The organism is Gluconobacter sp. GP1 (assembly GCF_032913585.1).
Taxonomy (GTDB): domain Bacteria; phylum Pseudomonadota; class Alphaproteobacteria; order Acetobacterales; family Acetobacteraceae; genus Gluconobacter; species Gluconobacter cerinus.
The window spans coordinates 341,146-357,486 of record NZ_JASGXC010000001.1; the positions used below are offsets into that span (position 1 = coordinate 341,146).

Genomic DNA, 16,341 nt, shown 5'->3' on the forward strand with positions numbered 1-16,341 from the left:
ATCATGGCAACTGACACACTCATTCAGGAAGCCGGCGCACTCGGACAGGAACTGCTTCCGGTTCTCGGCGGCTTCATCATCGAAAAGCTGGATCCGAATTGCGACACGGTAGCGGCCAAGGCGGCTCTTGTCGGTCTGGCGGGCAACATCGCTTCCCTCGTCACGGCGCTGGAAACGAAGACGACCACGACTGAAACGGCTGCGGCTGCTTGAGCCAGTACGTCTACATCGGCGGGGGCGTCATTGCCCTTGCCTTTGTCTCCTGGCTGATCTGGTTCTCGTACCGGGCCGGGAAGAACAACGCGTCTGTCACGACGGCACAAGCCGCGACTGATAGCGCAACAGCAATCACCGAGAAGGCCGAAGCGATGGCCCAGGCTCAGGCGGATAAGCCCGCTACAACAGACGCTGTTTTGGCTCGGCTCGATGGTGACAGCGCATGAGGTGGCTCGTCTTGGCGCTTGCCGTCACCGGCTGCACCTCCGTGCGTTATGTGCCCTGCCCTACGCTGGTGACGTACTCGGCTGCCGATCAGAAGGCGCTGGCCACGGAGATCAGAGCGAACCCGCAGTCACAGACCGTGCGCTGGATCGGTGACTATATCGGGCTGCGTGAGCAAGTGCGGGCGTGCTCAAAGGCTCAGTGAGCCAGTTCGGCACCCACGATACGTCACCGACTGGTGAGACCGTCGTTTCCCTGGTGGCAGAAGTCTGTGCGGCATGATGGCTGCTGGCTTCCATATTATAGCAAAATGGTTGTTTGCTATAATATGGAAGGATAGTTGTTAAAGAATTCTGGAAATATTTTCAGGAAAGAGGAGGAATTATTATCGTAATTTTATGGCTTTAGGTCCGTAAAAAGCTGTTACACAGCTTCTGAAACCCTACGTAATAGCCTGTTTTTAATACGGTCAAGCTCTTTTCCTTCCCAGATCATTGGACAACAATGGGTTCGCCCTTCGAGCTGCTTCTGGGCCAGTGGGTAAGTTCCAGAATTATCAAATCGACAACGAAAATTATCGAACTCGAAATATGATTCACTCGGCGCATTGTTCGAATAAATTATACTATGATCGGAAAGTTCTACGTGGAAATATTCCACATAATTGTTACTTTTTTCTTGTAAAATTGTACTGCCATTCACAAGAAGAAAAGCACATATACGAACGCCATCAACAAACATACCATGCAAAGGCGAAACTAAAAGATCTTCTGTGGGAGAATGGAAACCTAAGGAATTCGCCTTAAAGCGAATAGGCCAAAAACCGTTACGTTCCTTTTCTGGGTAATGCGAAGCGTGATCTTTCCTGGATCCGATCCAAGTAATAGGTTTTGTTTTTCCATCCAGCGTTAAGACTTGATCGCCGATCACAAGATCTTCGACGGCTATGTCTCCGTTAATAGTACGAATGTAGGTTCCTGCGCAAAAACAAGGTGGATTGATGACAGGATTAGGATCAGACGGAAGGGGTGATGTTGGAGTTGCTGAAAAGGAGCCTAAAATATCAATTCCTGAATCATTGGGCGCTACCCCTTCCCGAGACATTTGGTAAAGTCCCGGTATCCTTCCGGCATGTATATTCCATGTGGATGGCCCCAATCCTGTAGTTGTTGTAGTATAAAACTGGAAACTATCTTTTATTTGAAATCCGTTAGTTTGAGATACCCAATTCTGACTGATTGTATTATCAGGGCTTAAGCTCCCTGCGCCCCCTATTGTATATTTATCCCCATCGACATTAACAGTTCCGCTAACCGAAGTTACTTCGTACCAATAATCTTTTTCTGTCGAAACAGGTGTATCGCCTGTTTCAAATGTTCCAGAAATGGATGTCGGGCCATCATTATAGGTGAAATTCCATTCTGTTTGCTGGTTCACTTGGCTTTCCCTCGTGCGTATCGATTCTACATTCCGTTGGGAATTGTTACAAATTTTATCGAAGAGAGGGAATAATAATTTGGATAATCGTATTACCTACATTCATAGCAAAGACAGAATTGCTGCATCGATCCAGACTGCTCAACATAATCGCGATACGATTTAGGTGCCTGTATCTACACCTGATATATTTGGTAGGTGTCGCCTGTGATTTTCATCTGAAGTAAGCGAGTTTTAAGGCCTTGAGAGAAAAAGCGTCAGGCCAGTGCACTTCCTGGCCGGTCAGTACCAACTATTGGAAAATCTTCAATGGTTGGATGCGGGTGGGCCTACAAGAACCCACATTGTGCTCCTGACCCGGAACGGGACAGTGCTACGGCCGGTAGAATATCACCGTGTCACCACATCCATGGTGACGGTAGCACGCTTGAGTGCAGGGCTTCCACCTGCGCCGTGGTAGTGAGTTCCCCACGTCCCCGATAGCTATAGCCGCCTCGGAATGTGAACCAGAATCGTATGACAACTATTGAACCCCACGCAACCCAAAAGCGATTCGTGCAGAGCCTAATTTCTGCACGGATTTTATCGGTACAGCACGATTCTACGCGGTAGATATCGGCGATATGCGGCAGCAGAAATGATCGGATTGGTTCCGAATTTTCTCTGGAAAACTGCTATTTTATAAGGAGATTTCTGACCGGATCGGGTGGTGGGCGCAACAGGGATTGAACCTGTGACCCCTACCATGTCAAGGTAGTGCTCTACCGCTGAGCTATGCGCCCCCGATCCGGTGAGGCGGTGTTTAGCTGTCTCGAATGGGCGTGACAACCCCCCTTTGAACAAAAAAATGCACTGAGGTTATGACCACCCCTACCCCCTATCCTGCTGTAATCATTCAAAAGCCTCAGAAAACGGCCATTCCTCTGGTGGTTTCCTCTCCGCATTCCGGGCAGAAATATTTTCAGGACTTTTTGCAGAGCAGTCGTCTCTCGTTATGGGAGCTGCAACAGACGGAAGATCGATTTGTCGATCAGTTGTTTGAGTGTGTTCCATTCACGGGGGGCGCATTGCTTTCAACAGAATTTCCCCGGATCTGGTGTGACGTAAACCGGGACTGTCGAGAGCTGGATTCGGGAATGTTCAAACCTCCCCTTCCTCCTTCTGGTCTTCTGCAGACTTCCAAAGTTCGTGCGGGTTTTGGTGTTATTCCCCGTTGTGCCACCCAGGGTCGGCCAATTTACACGCATTGCCTGCCATTGGATGAGGTCCAAAGGCGGCTGGTTACGTCTTGGGTGCCTTATCATGAGGCCCTGCATAATCTTTTGCGCGAAATGAAGGAGCAGTTTGGCTCGGTCATTCTTCTTGAGGCTCACTCCATGCCTCGCCTGCATCAGGCGAAAAGCTGCGACATGGTTTTGGGAGACTTGCATGGGAAATCCTGTTCCCCTGCCCTGACGAACTGTGTGGAGCAGTATCTTTCAGGGCAAGGTTATGCTGTTCGCAGAAATGTGCCCTATGCGGGTGGTTACATCACGCGGCATTACGGTCGGCCATCTGATGGAATCCATGTTCTTCAACTGGAAATCTGCCGATCCCGGTATTTGAATCCAGCCACGCTCCAGCCGTCGCGCGGTTTTGAGCAGGTCAAAGCGGATATGGAAGGTCTCGTTCGGGAATTGGCTGACTTCGTATGTCACTCTTTTGAGGCGGCCGAAGTAGAAGCAGCCGAATGATCCTAATGGCTTTTTTATGGTTTTCTGCTGAGAAACGCGGTCACTAAATTGTGCCCTGATTATTCTCTAAAACTATGCGCTAAGCTCCAGATTTTAAACTCGGGTTTGGGACAGAGGCATGTTTCTGGGAATTGATGTCGGAACTTCCGGAATTAAGGTTCTGTTAGTGGACGAAAACCAGCAGGAAGTTGCGTCCCATACAGAGGGATTGACGGTTAGCCGGCTGCACGATGGCTGGAGTGAACAGAACCCGGAAGACTGGTGGACTGCGACCTGTCGCGGCATCGACGTTTTGAAGTCCAGAGTTCCGGACGCTGTTGCTGCGATCCGGGGAATTGGTCTCTCTGGCCAGCAGCATGGTGCGGTTTTACTGGATTCTGCGGGAGATGTGCTGCGGCCTTGCATTCTATGGAATGACACCCGCGCAGAAGCAGAATGCGTCCTTTTTGAAGAGCGCTTCCCAGGGAGCAGGGAAATTACAGGCAATGTGGCAATGCCTGGCTTTACCGCTCCAAAAATTCTTTGGGTCGCACGACATGAACCTGAAATCTTCGAACGTCTTCAGCATGTTCTGCTGCCCAAGGCCTGGTTGCGCTACAAAATGACGGGCCAGATGATTGAAGACATGTCCGATGCGTCAGGCACTCTCTGGTTGGACGTGGGAAAGCGTGAATGGTCAGTGGAGGCCTTGAAAGCAACGGGTCTGACGCGTGCGAACATGCCTGAGCTTCGTGAAGGAACCGCGGCCGCGGGGTATCTGAACGACGACCTAACAAAACGGTGGGGAATGGCCGCCTCTCCTGTCTTCGCTGGAAGCGCTGGCGATAATGCTGCGGGTGCTGTCGGGTTGGGTGCAATTCGCAATGGCGATGCGTTCATTTCGCTGGGAACGTCCGGTGTGGTTTGGGTCACGACCGACGTATTTCGCCCCGAGCATCAGTCTGCCATCCATGCGTTCTGTCATGCCGTTCCCGAGACGTGGCATCAAATGGGTGTCACCCTCTCTGCTGCGGCCTCGCTAGCTTGGTGGGCGAGAACATGCGGAATGAAGGAGGTTGATTTGCTGGCCGAACTCCCTGAAAAGCCTGCTCACCCTTCGCCTGTCTTGTTTGCGCCTTATCTCTCTGGCGAAAGAACGCCTCACAACGATGGTACTATTCGCGGGGCATTTATTGGGCTTTCACAAGATACAAGCCGTGCTGAACTGACCCAGGCTGTGCTGGAAGGAGTAGCATTCTCCTTTCGGGACGCTCTTGAGGGCCTGAAAGTGTCAGGATCTTCCATTCAGGAAGCTGATGTGATTGGCGGCGGTTCACGAAGCCCATTCTGGATTTCCATTCTGGCGTCCGTGTTGGGTCTCAGGCTCCATTGTCTGGCACATGGTGAGCATGGTGGAGCATTCGGCGCCGCTAGACTGGCTCGTATCGCAGCAACGGGTGAGAGCGTGGAGAGCGTTTGCACGTCTCCGGAGCGCGTTTCGGCGACAGACCCTGATTCACATCTTCAAAATGAGTATGCCGCAGCATATCACAGATACCGGAAGTTATATCCGGCACTTCGTAATATTCAGGATGCATGAATTAATTTTGGCGCTGCGAGAAGAAGAGGTTTTTTCTGCTGCAAACGCGTGATAGGGCCCATGTTCATGCAGACAAAACTTCCTTCCGTCTATCTTGCTGGGGATTTGGTCTTCCGACCTGAGGCCCTCTCCATATTCGAGCGTCTTAAAGCCATTTGCGCAGACTATGGGCTTGAAGGAGTTGCTCCGTTCGATGGGCAGGCAGAGGCTCGCTTGATGCCGCCAGGGCGGGAGACCATTCTGGCATTTGTTCGCGCTGACCGTGCACTGATGGATCAGTGCGATGCAGGTTTGTTTTGTGTGGATCCTTTTCGCCGTGCGGCGGATATGGATCCAGGCACGGCCGTAGAGATCGGGTATATGCACGGTCTGGGGAAGCCGATGGAGGGCTATACGGTTGATGGACGACTGTATCCCGAAAAAGTTGAAGCCTATTGGGGGAAATCCTGGAAGCAGATGCTTCGCACTCGGGTAGAGGATGGTGCGCCCGCATCCGGGACTCAGGAAGATCCGGATGGAATGCTGGTTCATTCTGAAGGCCTTTTTCAGAATGGGATGGTCGATGGATTTATTGGTTTCTCGGGTGGAGAAATTTCTGTGGATCCAGATTTTTATGAAGCATTTCGAAAAGCAGCAAAACGTCTCTCAGAGCGCCTTGGGAGTTAAAGTGTATTCCAGTACAGGATCTGAACAGGCTCGCCAGCAGGCTTTAAGATCAAGAGCGGTGCGCCTATCATTCTGAGAGGTTACCGCCTTGCAATTTCACAGACTGACCATTGTCTGTTTCAGCATCCTATCCGGGTGTGCTTCTTCACCTCAGAAAGATGCCCGCGGGGATCTTTTGAAGCCTGTTCATTCTACATCTCCAGAGAGTAATGCGATGAATGAGTTGAAGGATGGCAAAGTTCATGGCTCCATGTCGATGAGTACGGGTTTTGGAGCCGGTCGCGCCCCTAATGGCGTGGGGAACGTTGGGCCGTTGGGTGGCTGGTAGAAGACACAATTATTAAAAGTGATTTTGTTGTTTTTCTATTTTGGGAAACATGACAATTTGTGTTTGTAGGTCTTTATCAGGGTATTTACGTATGCCGATAAGCGCTTCTTAATGGTTTGGAAAACATGTTTGATGCAGACTTCAAGAGGTCGGCTTATTGTAAATCTGGGATAGTTTAATTTTTCATGCTTTTACGTCTGACAAAAAAATGTCCACCATTTCTTTTTGTCGGCGTCGTTGTATTTGTTGCAGCAACGATTGGCATATCTTCCCGCTACATCGGGCAGCTTGCCCAGATCTGGCCAGCAAACGCTTTGTTGCTCTGGCTGATGATCACTTACCCGCGCTTTAGCCAAAAAAGCTGCTGGATTAGCGCATCTGCCGGTTTTTTGCTTGCCGGGTGGGTAATGTCGGATCCACTTTTCGTCAATATTTGGCTGGCCACGGCTAACCTAGCTGGCGTTAGTGTAGGGTATGCTCTGTTCCGACGATTGGAGCGACAAGAAAAAGAGCTGGATGGCCCTCAGTCGGTTCTTGCGTTGCTTCTCGTTTGTTCTGGCGCGGCCGGGGCGGCCGCATTGGTCGGAACAGGAATAGCATTTTCTCTCCCCGGTAGTACGCCGTGGGGCCGCTTCATTCTGTGGTTCAGCAGCGAACTGAACCGATATCTCGTTTTGCTCCCTGTCTGTTTTGCGGGGAGAAAATGGTTCTCAGATCTCGTACATGCGGGCTGGCGCAGCGTCCTGTCAGCGCAAAGCTTCAATATTGCTCCGATTGTAAGTTTGGCAGCGTCCGTCGTTCTTGCGACACTTACTGGAGGCCCGGGTGCTATTGCCTTTCCCGTCCCTGCCCTGCTGTGGTGTGCCCTCACCTATAGCGTGTTGCCAATGTGCCTTGTCGTTCTGATTTTTAACGTCACGGTGATGGGAATTGTGGAAGCTGGCCTGCTGAATTTTCATCAGACGAATGAGACTATTGGCGTCACTGTTTCTTTTCGGCTTGGGCTCTCTTTTTTAGTGCTTGGCCCACTGACGGTGGCCGCCATTATGAATACCCAGCGTGCTCTGGTCGCTCGGCTGAATCAGTCCATTACCTGGGATAGTCTGACGCACGTTCTAAGCCGCCAAGCTTATCTGGAGAGAAGTGCGGATCTGATAAAAAACGTTAGGGAAACGCGGAAGGATGAGGGCGTCGCCATACTGATGCTGGACCTTGATCGCTTCAAGGATATTAACGACACATATGGCCATTTCACCGGCGACGCAGCGCTTGTTGCTGTAAGCGCGGCTATTTCTGATGCTTTGTGTGCCGAGCAAATATTTGGTCGTGTTGGCGGAGAAGAGTTCGCAATTACTGTCGCCGCTATTGATGAAAGCATGGCGCTCGGTCTGGCTGAAAAAATTCGCCAGACCGTAGAGAATGTTTCGTGCTTTATCTCTGACGTAGGCTTGCAAATGACAGTGAGTATAGGCGTTGTTTATCGAAAGGAGGCGGACGTTATAGATTTTCAGTCTCTTCTGACGCAAGCCGATGCAGCTCTCTATGCAGCCAAGACTGCTGGCCGTAATTGCGTTATGAAATACTCGTCTTTAAATAGGAATTAATTTTTTACCTGTTTTCAAAAATATTATTTGTTTGAAACTTAGAAAATTTTTGCAAACTCAAACTTGTTAAAAAGAAACCCAGCCGAAGCTGGGGTTCCAAATTACATGCCGCCGTTGGGACCGTTGCCGCCGCCCATTCCGCCGCCACGGCCTCCACCTTGGTTGTATCCACCACCGCCATTGCCGCCCGGCCCATTACCATAACTACCTTGTCCGCCCCCGTGATGATGGCCACCACCATGACGGCCGCCCATACCATCAGGTCCGGGACCCCAGCAGGCTGACAGAGCAAGTGCCAAGCTGATGCCTGTACCAAATTTCACAATCTTGTTCATACGTTCCTCCTGGCACCATTAACGCACGAACTTTGGAGCAGAGGGATGGCGAACTTGAAACAAAAAGAAACTGAGGCACTGCCTTTATCATGCTGAATCTATTGAAATAGATAGGCTTCTTGTATGTACAAACGTCTAATGCTGTTTTCTTGGATAGTTTACGTAAAATGGTCTTATAAAATTCTTCTAAATTACTTTATTCGGATTGAAAGGGCGTTTTCAAACTTTAAACGCTCGCAAAAATCCCTCTATATCGTCGTTCATCAAGAGTTTCATTCTTGTTCGGATAACGTCTTCAGTCCAATCCCACCACGCAATTTCTAAAAGCTGTTCTATTACTTCTTCAGAAAATCGATATTTTATAACACGTGCCGGGTTCCCGCCGACAATGGCGTAGGGGGGAACATTTTTGGTCACGACTGCAGCAGTGGCAACGATTGCACCAGAACCAATGGTGACACCGGACATTATATTAGCGCGCGCTCCAATCCAAACGTCATTGCCAATAATGATATCTCCTTTTGTGGAGTGGTCATCAACGGAATCGGCAGCTTCTGGCCATGCAAACGAAATATCTTTAAATGGGTATGTAGTAATAGTATCGTATCTATGATTTCCTAAAATCATCAAAACTTCACTGGCGATGGAGCAATATTTTCCTACGTGAAGTCTGGCATATTTTTCTTCTATAATTATGGGAGATCCTTTGGCTCCATATGAATGCTCGCCAATTTCCCACCCCCATTCTTCAATCTCATATGCGAGAGAATGCCGGAGGAGTAGTGAGAAGATATTGTTACGGCGTAGCATGGATTTTTGTTCCTCCGGATAAGAGTTTACAAAACCTATAATCGTCTTTCTATCGCCTCACAGATATCTTTTTACTGAGAAATTGGAATGATCTCAATTGTGCGAATGGGGCATCTAATTCTGAATGCTTCATTAAGTGAACTTGCTACGGTTATGTGTTGGTATGTGATTTTGTTATACGGCTTTAGCCTCGAAAGGGGGCGGGCTTATGTTGCCGAGATATGAATGGCGCCGTCGCGGATTGTAGAAGCGGTTTTCCTTGTCGGACATCATCCTGTATTCCCTCGGTTTCTTTTGAAAATCGCGTGAGTAATATTTGCTGCCCATTTCTGGTTGAGTTCGTTAGCGAGAAAGTTGCCGCAGAGAACATTGGCTGCAACATCAAGGGAATGACGCCTGTCAGTTGTGACCCTGTGACGACAGGTGCGCACTGGGCAGATCCCGTTGGATTTCCATGGCCGTCTGATGGCGACCATAGGTTTAGCTGCTCAGAATAAACTGCTCGCAGATATACTCTAGTGACTTCAGGTCGTGTGTTGGCAGAGGTATACTGCCCTTACCTTCTGCGTCCGATAGCTGCTCGTCGAGGCCTACAGAACACCAGCACAATTTTTCAATGGACCAGTTATGGGGGCGCTTGCAGATAAACGCGAACCTCGCACCGTTTGGCTTACGAAGAACTGCATGGTTTTTAAAATCTTCCGTTCCCCCAATCCGTCTGTCTACTCATGGAAACCAACGCAGGCAGATAGATCACAGTCTCTTACATTTCAGATACACAAAAATCCGTTCAATTCTTCGGTAAGCAAATTTGGGGGATCGAAGAACCTTTGATCATTTTGGGGCGTCCTGATTCCAGGTCACCGATTAGGTCCTGATGGTTTTTTGTGGGGAAATTATTTCTGCATCTGCGGTAGAGCGAAGCTATTGTGCCCAAGATCACTATGCGCCTGCACTGATCCTTTCAAAGAAGGAAAAGCGGCGCATGTTGTAGACGATGTTGGCCAGCCCGATCTTTATGGTTGCTCACGTGATCCCGACGCTGCGGATGAACAGCTTCGTCTATGATTTCTGATCGGCGAATATATGCCCGACATGCGAACGGATAACGAACTTTCTTGCGTTGGATCTCTGGATATGTCGCGGCATGGGTTTGAGATACGGCCTCTTGCGATGAACGCTGGAGACAAAGCCCTGCTTCTCCATGAAAGCTTCGTTAGCCTTTGAGCGGTAGGCTGTGTCAGCCCAGACATCGGATGCTGTATGCTTCGATCGAGCAGTCCCTCACGCAGGTCTGGTGCCATCACTGGCGGCCGTATCAGTTGCCTTCCATTGACGGATCTGCCTGAATTTCCGGTCGATGGAGACATGGGATTTGTAGCTAAAGAGTGGGATGGCAAGATCTGTTGCGGGCATAGCCCCGTCCTCCTGTCGTTTCGGACCTTCTACCAGTGTTGCTTCCAGGATTGGGCCTGATATCGGCAGATAGCCTGCGTTCCGCAATATGGTGTCGAACCGATTGCACAGTCTTTCAGTCGCACCCGCGTGCGTTAGATGTTCGCGGAGCAGCCAGACCGTTTTTTGGCGTCCGGTACACGATCCGACAAGCCCAGACCAAGGAAACTCATAAAAGATTGGCGGTCATTGATCAGGTATTCCGTCCGTTCGTCTGACAGATTGTTCAGCGTCTGGATCACGAGGATTTTGAATATCAGCACCGGATCAAATGGAGGACGGCCACCTTTGCTCCTATCCGCGTAGGCAAGAGCCTTGTCCAGATCAGGACGGAACACGTTGAAATCCACATTCCGGGAAAACGCCTCGAGCTGATCACCAAGCTCACTCAACCGAGCAAGTCGCTCTTTAACATCAAAAAACGGGCTGCTTCATATTGCCATTTTTCCAATTAGAACTGGAAAAAAGGAATCACAAAGGACCCGTAAAAAATAGAGAGTTTTTTGAAGCCTCCACTTATGTTCATAAGGGATCGATTATACTCACCTAGTATTTTCACGAACTCACGAGAGGAACGCACGGGTGGAGCATATAAATGAATAAGCGGCCGTTGATTGTGGCACTTTCTGTTGCCGTAATCGCTTCAAGTATTTTGCCTGCAAAAGCGGACAATTTTTCTGAACAGGCGCGCGATGTGCTCCAACCCGTGATGAAAAAATACGACATACCCGGCCTTGTTATCGGTATTACCCGTAACGGCAAACATGAATTTTATGCCGCTGGAGTAGCCTCACGGGCTGATAACCGCGCTGTCACGCCTGATACTCTTTTTGAACTCGGCTCAATAAGCAAAATCTTTAGTGTGACGCTTGCAGCATTGGCTGAAGAACGCGGTGAACTCAGCCTCAATGAAACAGTAGCACATTATGTCTGTGTAGATGCCTGTTCGATAGGCAATCGGTTGACCCTCATGGATCTGGCAACGCACCATTCGGGAGGCCTGCCTTTGCAGGTTCCGGGAAGCATAACCGACGTAGATGGGCTGGTGGCCTGGTTGAAGAACTGGCAACCATCGGAACCGGGAGTAAGAAGCTACTCCAACATCAGCATCGGAATGCTTGGCTACATCACTGGTAAGGCCATGGGCTCTGACTATAAGCAAGTTGTGCAGGACGTACTTATTCCTATGTTCAGGCTGCAGCATACTTGGCTCGACATACCAGAAAGTGAAATGGGCCAGTACGCTTGGGGATATGACCGCAAGACCAACGCACCAATCCGAATGAGCCCCGGCGTTTTGGCTGATGAAGCCTACGGAATAAAATCGAACGCTCGGGACATGCTGAAGGTCCTCGATGTAGAGATGGGTCAGGGGGCAGCTTCGGAAGAATTGCGGAAGGCTGTTAAGAAGACTCATGACGGACAGTACAAAACAGCGTTCTTCACGCAGGACATGATCTGGGAGCAGTACTCCTGGCCCACTAACCTAAATACGATGACACTGGGCAATGGATCTGACTTTATCATGAAACCACAATCAGAGCAGAAGTTGAGGCCGCCGCTCCCTCCGCAGAAAAACGTTCTCCTTAACAAGACCGGATCAACGAATGGTTTTGGTGGCTATATTGCAATTCTGCCCGGTAAAAATATCGGCATAGTTGTCCTAGCTAACAAAAATTATCCTAATGAAGCTCGGGTGAAAGCAGTCTACTCGCTCATCGAATCATTGAACTCTCGGCAATAGTCGCCAATGACGAAGACGTCTGAGTTTGAAGATCGATATCAAAGAACGGACTTTCCCGCCGCCATGTCGATTGCATGAAGAAACGTAGCAGGACAACTGTTCTCTTAACGAGTGGTAGAGAGCAGTTCACTAACCAACGACGGCCGCTTATCGAACATCGCCAGCAAAAATTCTAGGGTGGTCCGGCTGGCTGACAACGGCCATGTTAAGCACCCTTAGCGACCACGATGCTCTTGGTGTGTTGTGCCTGAGACAGACCGGTTCAGGTTCTGATGGCCACCACGTCTATGGACGGGGTGAGTAATAGCGCTTTTAACCTGGACTTCTGAATATGCGAGAGCCTCATTCAGGCAGAGTCTGAAGAAATTTTGAAGGCCAAAGACGTCTGACGTGATGGAGAGGCAGTCGCCTCCCCATCATCATTTAATAGCGCGTTATCCGGCCTGACGCAGATCAGAGCGCACAGTGTGATCTTCCATAAGGTATGGTCCACCGGACACAACCTGAATGGAGAGAATGCTTGGCTCTCTGCTAACGATATCTCCGCTCTGCAACGACAGAGCTGCATCCCCATCTGTCCAGCGGTATCTGGAAGATTCCAGCCCGTGCCACCCTGACAGATGAGACAGAGAAAGGTGCGCTGTCAGACTGATTGTCTGACGCGAAGCAAAGAGTGAAACATCCCCGACAAGAACACCCAGGTCACGACGATCATCCACAAACGGTCCGATCGTGTCACTCGGACGGCTTGTCCGCGAAACCAGACGAACAGTCGCGACATTCGCAGGGATCATGAATGTGACCCGATCGTTCGCCTGACGCAGCGGACGGATAATCTGCCCAAAGTTTGTCACCAGGTGCAGATCTGGATCCGTCGTCAGCTCGGGCTGAGGCGCAGCACTTGCAGCGCGTGCGGCAATCGCGGCATGGATCGGCTCGACAAACGCCCGGGACGTCTCCAGCGGCAGTGTTTCCGAACCGCCAGCCTTTGAGCCACCAAAGATTGCGGTCACTGCGTGGTTGTCGAACTGGCTGCGGTTCCCTGTATCAAGATAGCTCTCGGTCAGTGCGTTTTCAGCCCAGACCGCTTCATGGCTCTCCAACTCCACATGGTAATAGGTGTAGCTGTTGATCGTGCGATCAATCAGGATCGAGACGCCGTTAACCAGCATACGGGCTGGAACAAGCTTGCCCTCGAAGACCATGCAGTGTTCCTGCGTGACCAGGAGATCACGGGACGGAACGCCATCGGCCAGAGCGCTCTCGCGGATGCGGACGAGCCAGTTTTCTTCTGGCACACGCTGGTCGGCAACCGTGATGGAGCGATGACCCAGCCATTTGACGGGCATGGCGCCTTTGGGTGTCATGACCAGCGTTCCGGGCACGAGGGTCTCGACAGTTGCTTCGCCGTCTGGCGTCGTAAGCGAGGTGCCTTCTGCAAAGCAGGTTGTGTAAATCAGGCCGCCATTACTGTCAGACGACAGGGTGTAACCGTAGCTGCTGGCACCCGGTACATTGAGCGAGTACGTGCCGCCGGTCGTGTAAAACGTGATGCCACTTGCAGTCGTACTGACACTGGTAACACTGGCCTGCGGAATGGAGGCAAGATCGATCGTGTCCTTAGGAGACCAGCCAGAAATTGTATTGGTTGGCATGGAGGTGCCGCTGACAACCAAACGCGCACCATCACCAGAGAGCAGGATGCTATTGCTGCCAACAGTGCCGTTGACAACCAGAGTACCGCCCGAAGAGACAACTGCCTGCCCTGCAATCATACCGCCCGAGGCAACAGCTACAGTACCGCCATTCTGAACTGTGGGGGTGGAGATCGCGGCACCACTCAGAACATTGAAGGTAACGTTATTAGAGACGGTCCAGGTTCTGGTATCTTTAAATCCAGATTCCAGATTAACAACACCACCATTCGACGTGAAAGTTGTATTATTCGTCCCGCCGGTAGGTGTGTAAACATTCAGCGTTCCACCATCCACTACCGTGCTGGATACAACGCCACCCTGAACATTTATCGTACCACCGGAAGAAATACGCGAGCCAGACAGAACGGCTCCCGAATTAACGGTAATTGTGTTTCCGCTGGTAGCGTAATTTCCACTGGTAGCCGTAAAGGTTACACCAGACTCCAGAATGAAGTTACCGCCAGTACCAACAATAGTCGTGCTAGTCGTATTATTGGTGTACAGGTCCAGTGTACCACCACTTATAACAAGATTGGTTCCGGCGCTTGCATACGCTTGAAGAGTAGCCGAGGCACCACTTCCAATCGTTTGGCTAGCAAGAGTTGCACCGGAAGAGACTACTAATGTAGTGCCAGCCCCCGAGAGCACACCTCCAGAGATGCTTCCTGAGTTTGTGATCGTACCCGTGAGAATAGTACCTGAAGCCGCCGTAATAGCAGCACCTGCTGCGACAGTGCCTCCGCTGATGACAGCACCGTCAGCAGCACTCAGAACGCCGCCGCTGAAAGCGCTAACAGCAAGAACAGTTGCCCCGCTAGCGGCACTGACAGTACCGCCGCTACGAATATAGGGATTATTGGCCGTTCCACCGCCAGAAACGTAACGAATACCTCCGCCCAAGATGACACCTTGGTAGGAAGAGCCGCCGCTGGAGATGTAATCCTTACCACCACCACTGACCACACCGTTCCGCACGATGGCGCCCGACGAAACAAATCGCTGACCGTAGTTGTATTGGTCCTGCGTTGCACCGCCACTCGAGACGATTTCAATATCGCCAGCGGAGATAACATTCGAGGCGATTTGCCCCGAGGAAACATTATAAGTCGCCATTGCGTGTGCATCCTCAATCATCAACCACTGAGCGGAATGTGAAAGGGTTCACGCCCTGGCTCAGAAAGTTTCTCCTCTGCAACTACTCGCCGGTTTATTGCGGGCCATTGCAGTGAGAAAAAAACAAACATTTACAAAGTATGAATTCAAGCTTTTTCCGACAAAATATGGCATTTAATTTTAATGTTTTTTTTACGAACGAATAAAGGCTGTCTCAAAAACGATTTTGGAATTGGAAAAGCCTTTAAATAATCAGGAATTTTTATTTTTATGATAAAAATTTAAAAAGAAATGTATTCGCTCACGAAATTCAAATTATTCCAATCCGAGGAGTTGTTTTTTCTTGGTTCTGATGGATGCTTTGGATTCGATGTGACGTCTGAAGAATTTTCGATTTGATCAGAATCGAAATACGGCCTTGGAATGGTAAGAATTTAAAGAAAAACCACATCATATTTGATTTTGAAATTTACAGCGCTTTTCAAATATCCCTGTGCGTGGTGGTAATATTTCCTGAGTGAAGTCTGGCAAGAGAAGCCGGTTTGGGCCCAAATCCCTGTTGGCATGCCGTGAGATACGATTCCATGGTTATGCAGCTTTTACGGAAAAGCTGCGCCAAGGTGATTTTGTGTTGGATGTTATTCTGCCCACACTGAAGTCGGTTACGGCCATGCGGCAGACAGACCCGTTGTAATGTTTTCCAGTTTCAATCATGCGGACAATACGTCTGCCTTACCGTATCGCATCATCAAATTGCACATTTGTAATTTCTACTGGAGTCACATTAGAGCGCCCATTCGATCACTATAATTTCCTTTGAGGCGTATGGCACAAAGAGGTTGAAATGCAGTTTGCATCTATCGCCTTCTCACATCCTTAAAAGTAACGGTTCGCTTGTCACGAATATGGAAAACAAAAAAAGTGCGTAAGTGGGCTTACCAAGACTGTATTTAAAGTCTCGGTCATGCCTTTGGCCAAGCGTTCATCCCGAACCGCGCGATTTCCATCAGCCGCTCCTGTGATGCTCCGTCACGAGCTTGGACAGCCATGCCGCGTAGGAGGGAACCGTAGAACGCTGCCAGAGCCTCAATATCGGTACCGGTCGGCAAATCTCCTACCTCCAATCCCTGCTGCAAGCGTGCAGCCATAGCGCCTTCTGCCTGTGTCCGCTGACTAGCCAAAAGATCGCGCAAACGGTGCTGGTTCGGGGAGCATTGCGTTGCCGCGACTGAGATCATGCAGCCTGCAGGCTGGTCGGGGCGTGTAAATTCAACGGCAGCTGCTGTCGTTAAATCCTGAAAGACAGTTCGCGTATCGGTATCTTCACCAAGGATATCGAGAAACCAACCTCCAGCGACACTCATGTAGGTCTCAATCACCTCGTGATACAGCGCCTCTT

At 50.1% G+C, this 16,341-nt stretch carries 13 protein-coding genes, 1 tRNA gene and 1 pseudogene; 8 read left to right on the forward strand and 7 right to left on the reverse strand.

Annotated features, from left to right (window positions below; all coding sequences use genetic code 11):
- Nucleotides 1–3: 3 nt before the first annotated feature.
- Genes R5H23_RS01670 through R5H23_RS01680 form a run of 3 tightly spaced genes read left to right on the forward strand, consistent with a single transcriptional unit; the run spans nucleotide 4 to nucleotide 646 of the window.
- On the forward strand, nucleotides 4–213 hold the full coding sequence (locus tag R5H23_RS01670; protein ID WP_046902179.1) for a hypothetical protein: 210 nt from the start codon (nucleotides 4–6) through the stop codon (nucleotides 211–213).
- Nucleotides 210–443 carry a hypothetical protein gene (locus tag R5H23_RS01675; protein WP_317214077.1) on the forward strand — a complete coding sequence of 78 codons (234 nt, stop codon included), beginning with the start codon at nucleotides 210–212 and terminating at the stop codon, nucleotides 441–443. The genes R5H23_RS01670 and R5H23_RS01675 overlap by 4 nt, the downstream gene beginning before the upstream one ends.
- On the forward strand, nucleotides 440–646 hold the full coding sequence (locus R5H23_RS01680) for a hypothetical protein (RefSeq protein WP_317214078.1): 207 nt from the start codon (nucleotides 440–442) through the stop codon (nucleotides 644–646). Before R5H23_RS01675 ends, R5H23_RS01680 begins: the two co-directional genes overlap by 4 nt.
- A 218-nt stretch (nucleotides 647–864) precedes the next feature.
- Here R5H23_RS01680 and R5H23_RS01685 read toward each other — a convergent pair whose 3' ends face one another.
- Complete coding sequence (locus R5H23_RS01685) at nucleotides 865–1,878, reverse strand: Hint domain-containing protein (RefSeq protein ID WP_317214079.1); 1,014 nt, start codon at nucleotides 1,876–1,878, stop codon at nucleotides 865–867.
- 707 nt (nucleotides 1,879–2,585) lie between these two features.
- Nucleotides 2,586–2,660 (reverse strand) — tRNA-Val (locus R5H23_RS01690).
- Nucleotides 2,661–2,738: 78 nt separating this feature from the next.
- Between R5H23_RS01690 and R5H23_RS01695 the strand changes: the two genes are divergently transcribed.
- The 4 genes from R5H23_RS01695 to R5H23_RS01710 all read left to right on the forward strand — a co-directional run bounded on the left by R5H23_RS01695 (nucleotide 2,739) and on the right by R5H23_RS01710 (nucleotide 7,788).
- The gene (locus R5H23_RS01695; protein WP_317214080.1) at nucleotides 2,739–3,611 is read left to right on the forward strand and encodes an N-formylglutamate amidohydrolase; all 873 of its coding nucleotides are present in this window, start codon (nucleotides 2,739–2,741) and stop codon (nucleotides 3,609–3,611) included.
- A gap of 118 nt (nucleotides 3,612–3,729) precedes the next feature.
- Entirely contained in the window at nucleotides 3,730–5,190 is a 1,461-nt protein-coding gene (gene xylB, locus R5H23_RS01700) for a xylulokinase (RefSeq protein WP_317214081.1), read from the forward strand.
- 66 nt (nucleotides 5,191–5,256) lie between these two features.
- Nucleotides 5,257–5,856: a nucleoside 2-deoxyribosyltransferase gene (locus R5H23_RS01705; protein ID WP_317214082.1), complete on the forward strand. Its 600-nt coding sequence runs from the start codon at nucleotides 5,257–5,259 to the stop codon at nucleotides 5,854–5,856.
- 735 nt (nucleotides 5,857–6,591) lie between these two features.
- A complete protein-coding gene (locus R5H23_RS01710; protein ID WP_317214083.1) occupies nucleotides 6,592–7,788 on the forward strand; it encodes a diguanylate cyclase in 1,197 nt (398 codons plus the stop codon).
- A gap of 101 nt (nucleotides 7,789–7,889) precedes the next feature.
- Here the strand turns inward: R5H23_RS01710 and R5H23_RS01715 are convergent, their stop codons facing one another.
- From R5H23_RS01715 to R5H23_RS01725, 3 genes and pseudogenes are all read right to left on the reverse strand, one after another.
- Nucleotides 7,890–8,123 (reverse strand): hypothetical protein, encoded by a 234-nt coding sequence (locus tag R5H23_RS01715; RefSeq protein ID WP_249211278.1) that lies wholly within the window; start codon nucleotides 8,121–8,123, stop codon nucleotides 7,890–7,892.
- Between the two features lie 219 nt (nucleotides 8,124–8,342).
- Nucleotides 8,343–8,933 (reverse strand): CatB-related O-acetyltransferase, encoded by a 591-nt coding sequence (locus R5H23_RS01720; RefSeq protein ID WP_317214084.1) that lies wholly within the window; start codon nucleotides 8,931–8,933, stop codon nucleotides 8,343–8,345.
- A 942-nt stretch (nucleotides 8,934–9,875) separates the two neighbouring features.
- Nucleotides 9,876–10,823: pseudogene (locus tag R5H23_RS01725) on the reverse strand (IS5 family transposase).
- A 160-nt stretch (nucleotides 10,824–10,983) separates the two neighbouring features.
- On the opposite strand from R5H23_RS01725, the gene ampC reads away from it, so the two are divergent.
- On the forward strand, nucleotides 10,984–12,132 hold the full coding sequence (gene ampC, locus R5H23_RS01730) for a class C beta-lactamase (RefSeq protein ID WP_317214085.1): 1,149 nt from the start codon (nucleotides 10,984–10,986) through the stop codon (nucleotides 12,130–12,132).
- Between the two features lie 434 nt (nucleotides 12,133–12,566).
- Here ampC and R5H23_RS01735 read toward each other — a convergent pair whose 3' ends face one another.
- Together R5H23_RS01735 and R5H23_RS01740 are read right to left on the reverse strand one after the other, a co-directional pair.
- Entirely contained in the window at nucleotides 12,567–14,942 is a 2,376-nt protein-coding gene (locus R5H23_RS01735) for a Hint domain-containing protein (protein WP_317214086.1), read from the reverse strand.
- A 962-nt stretch (nucleotides 14,943–15,904) separates the two neighbouring features.
- Nucleotides 15,905–16,341, reverse strand: a 437-nt coding sequence (locus R5H23_RS01740) for a TetR family transcriptional regulator C-terminal domain-containing protein (RefSeq protein WP_317214087.1), incomplete at its 5' end; no start/stop codon positions are given.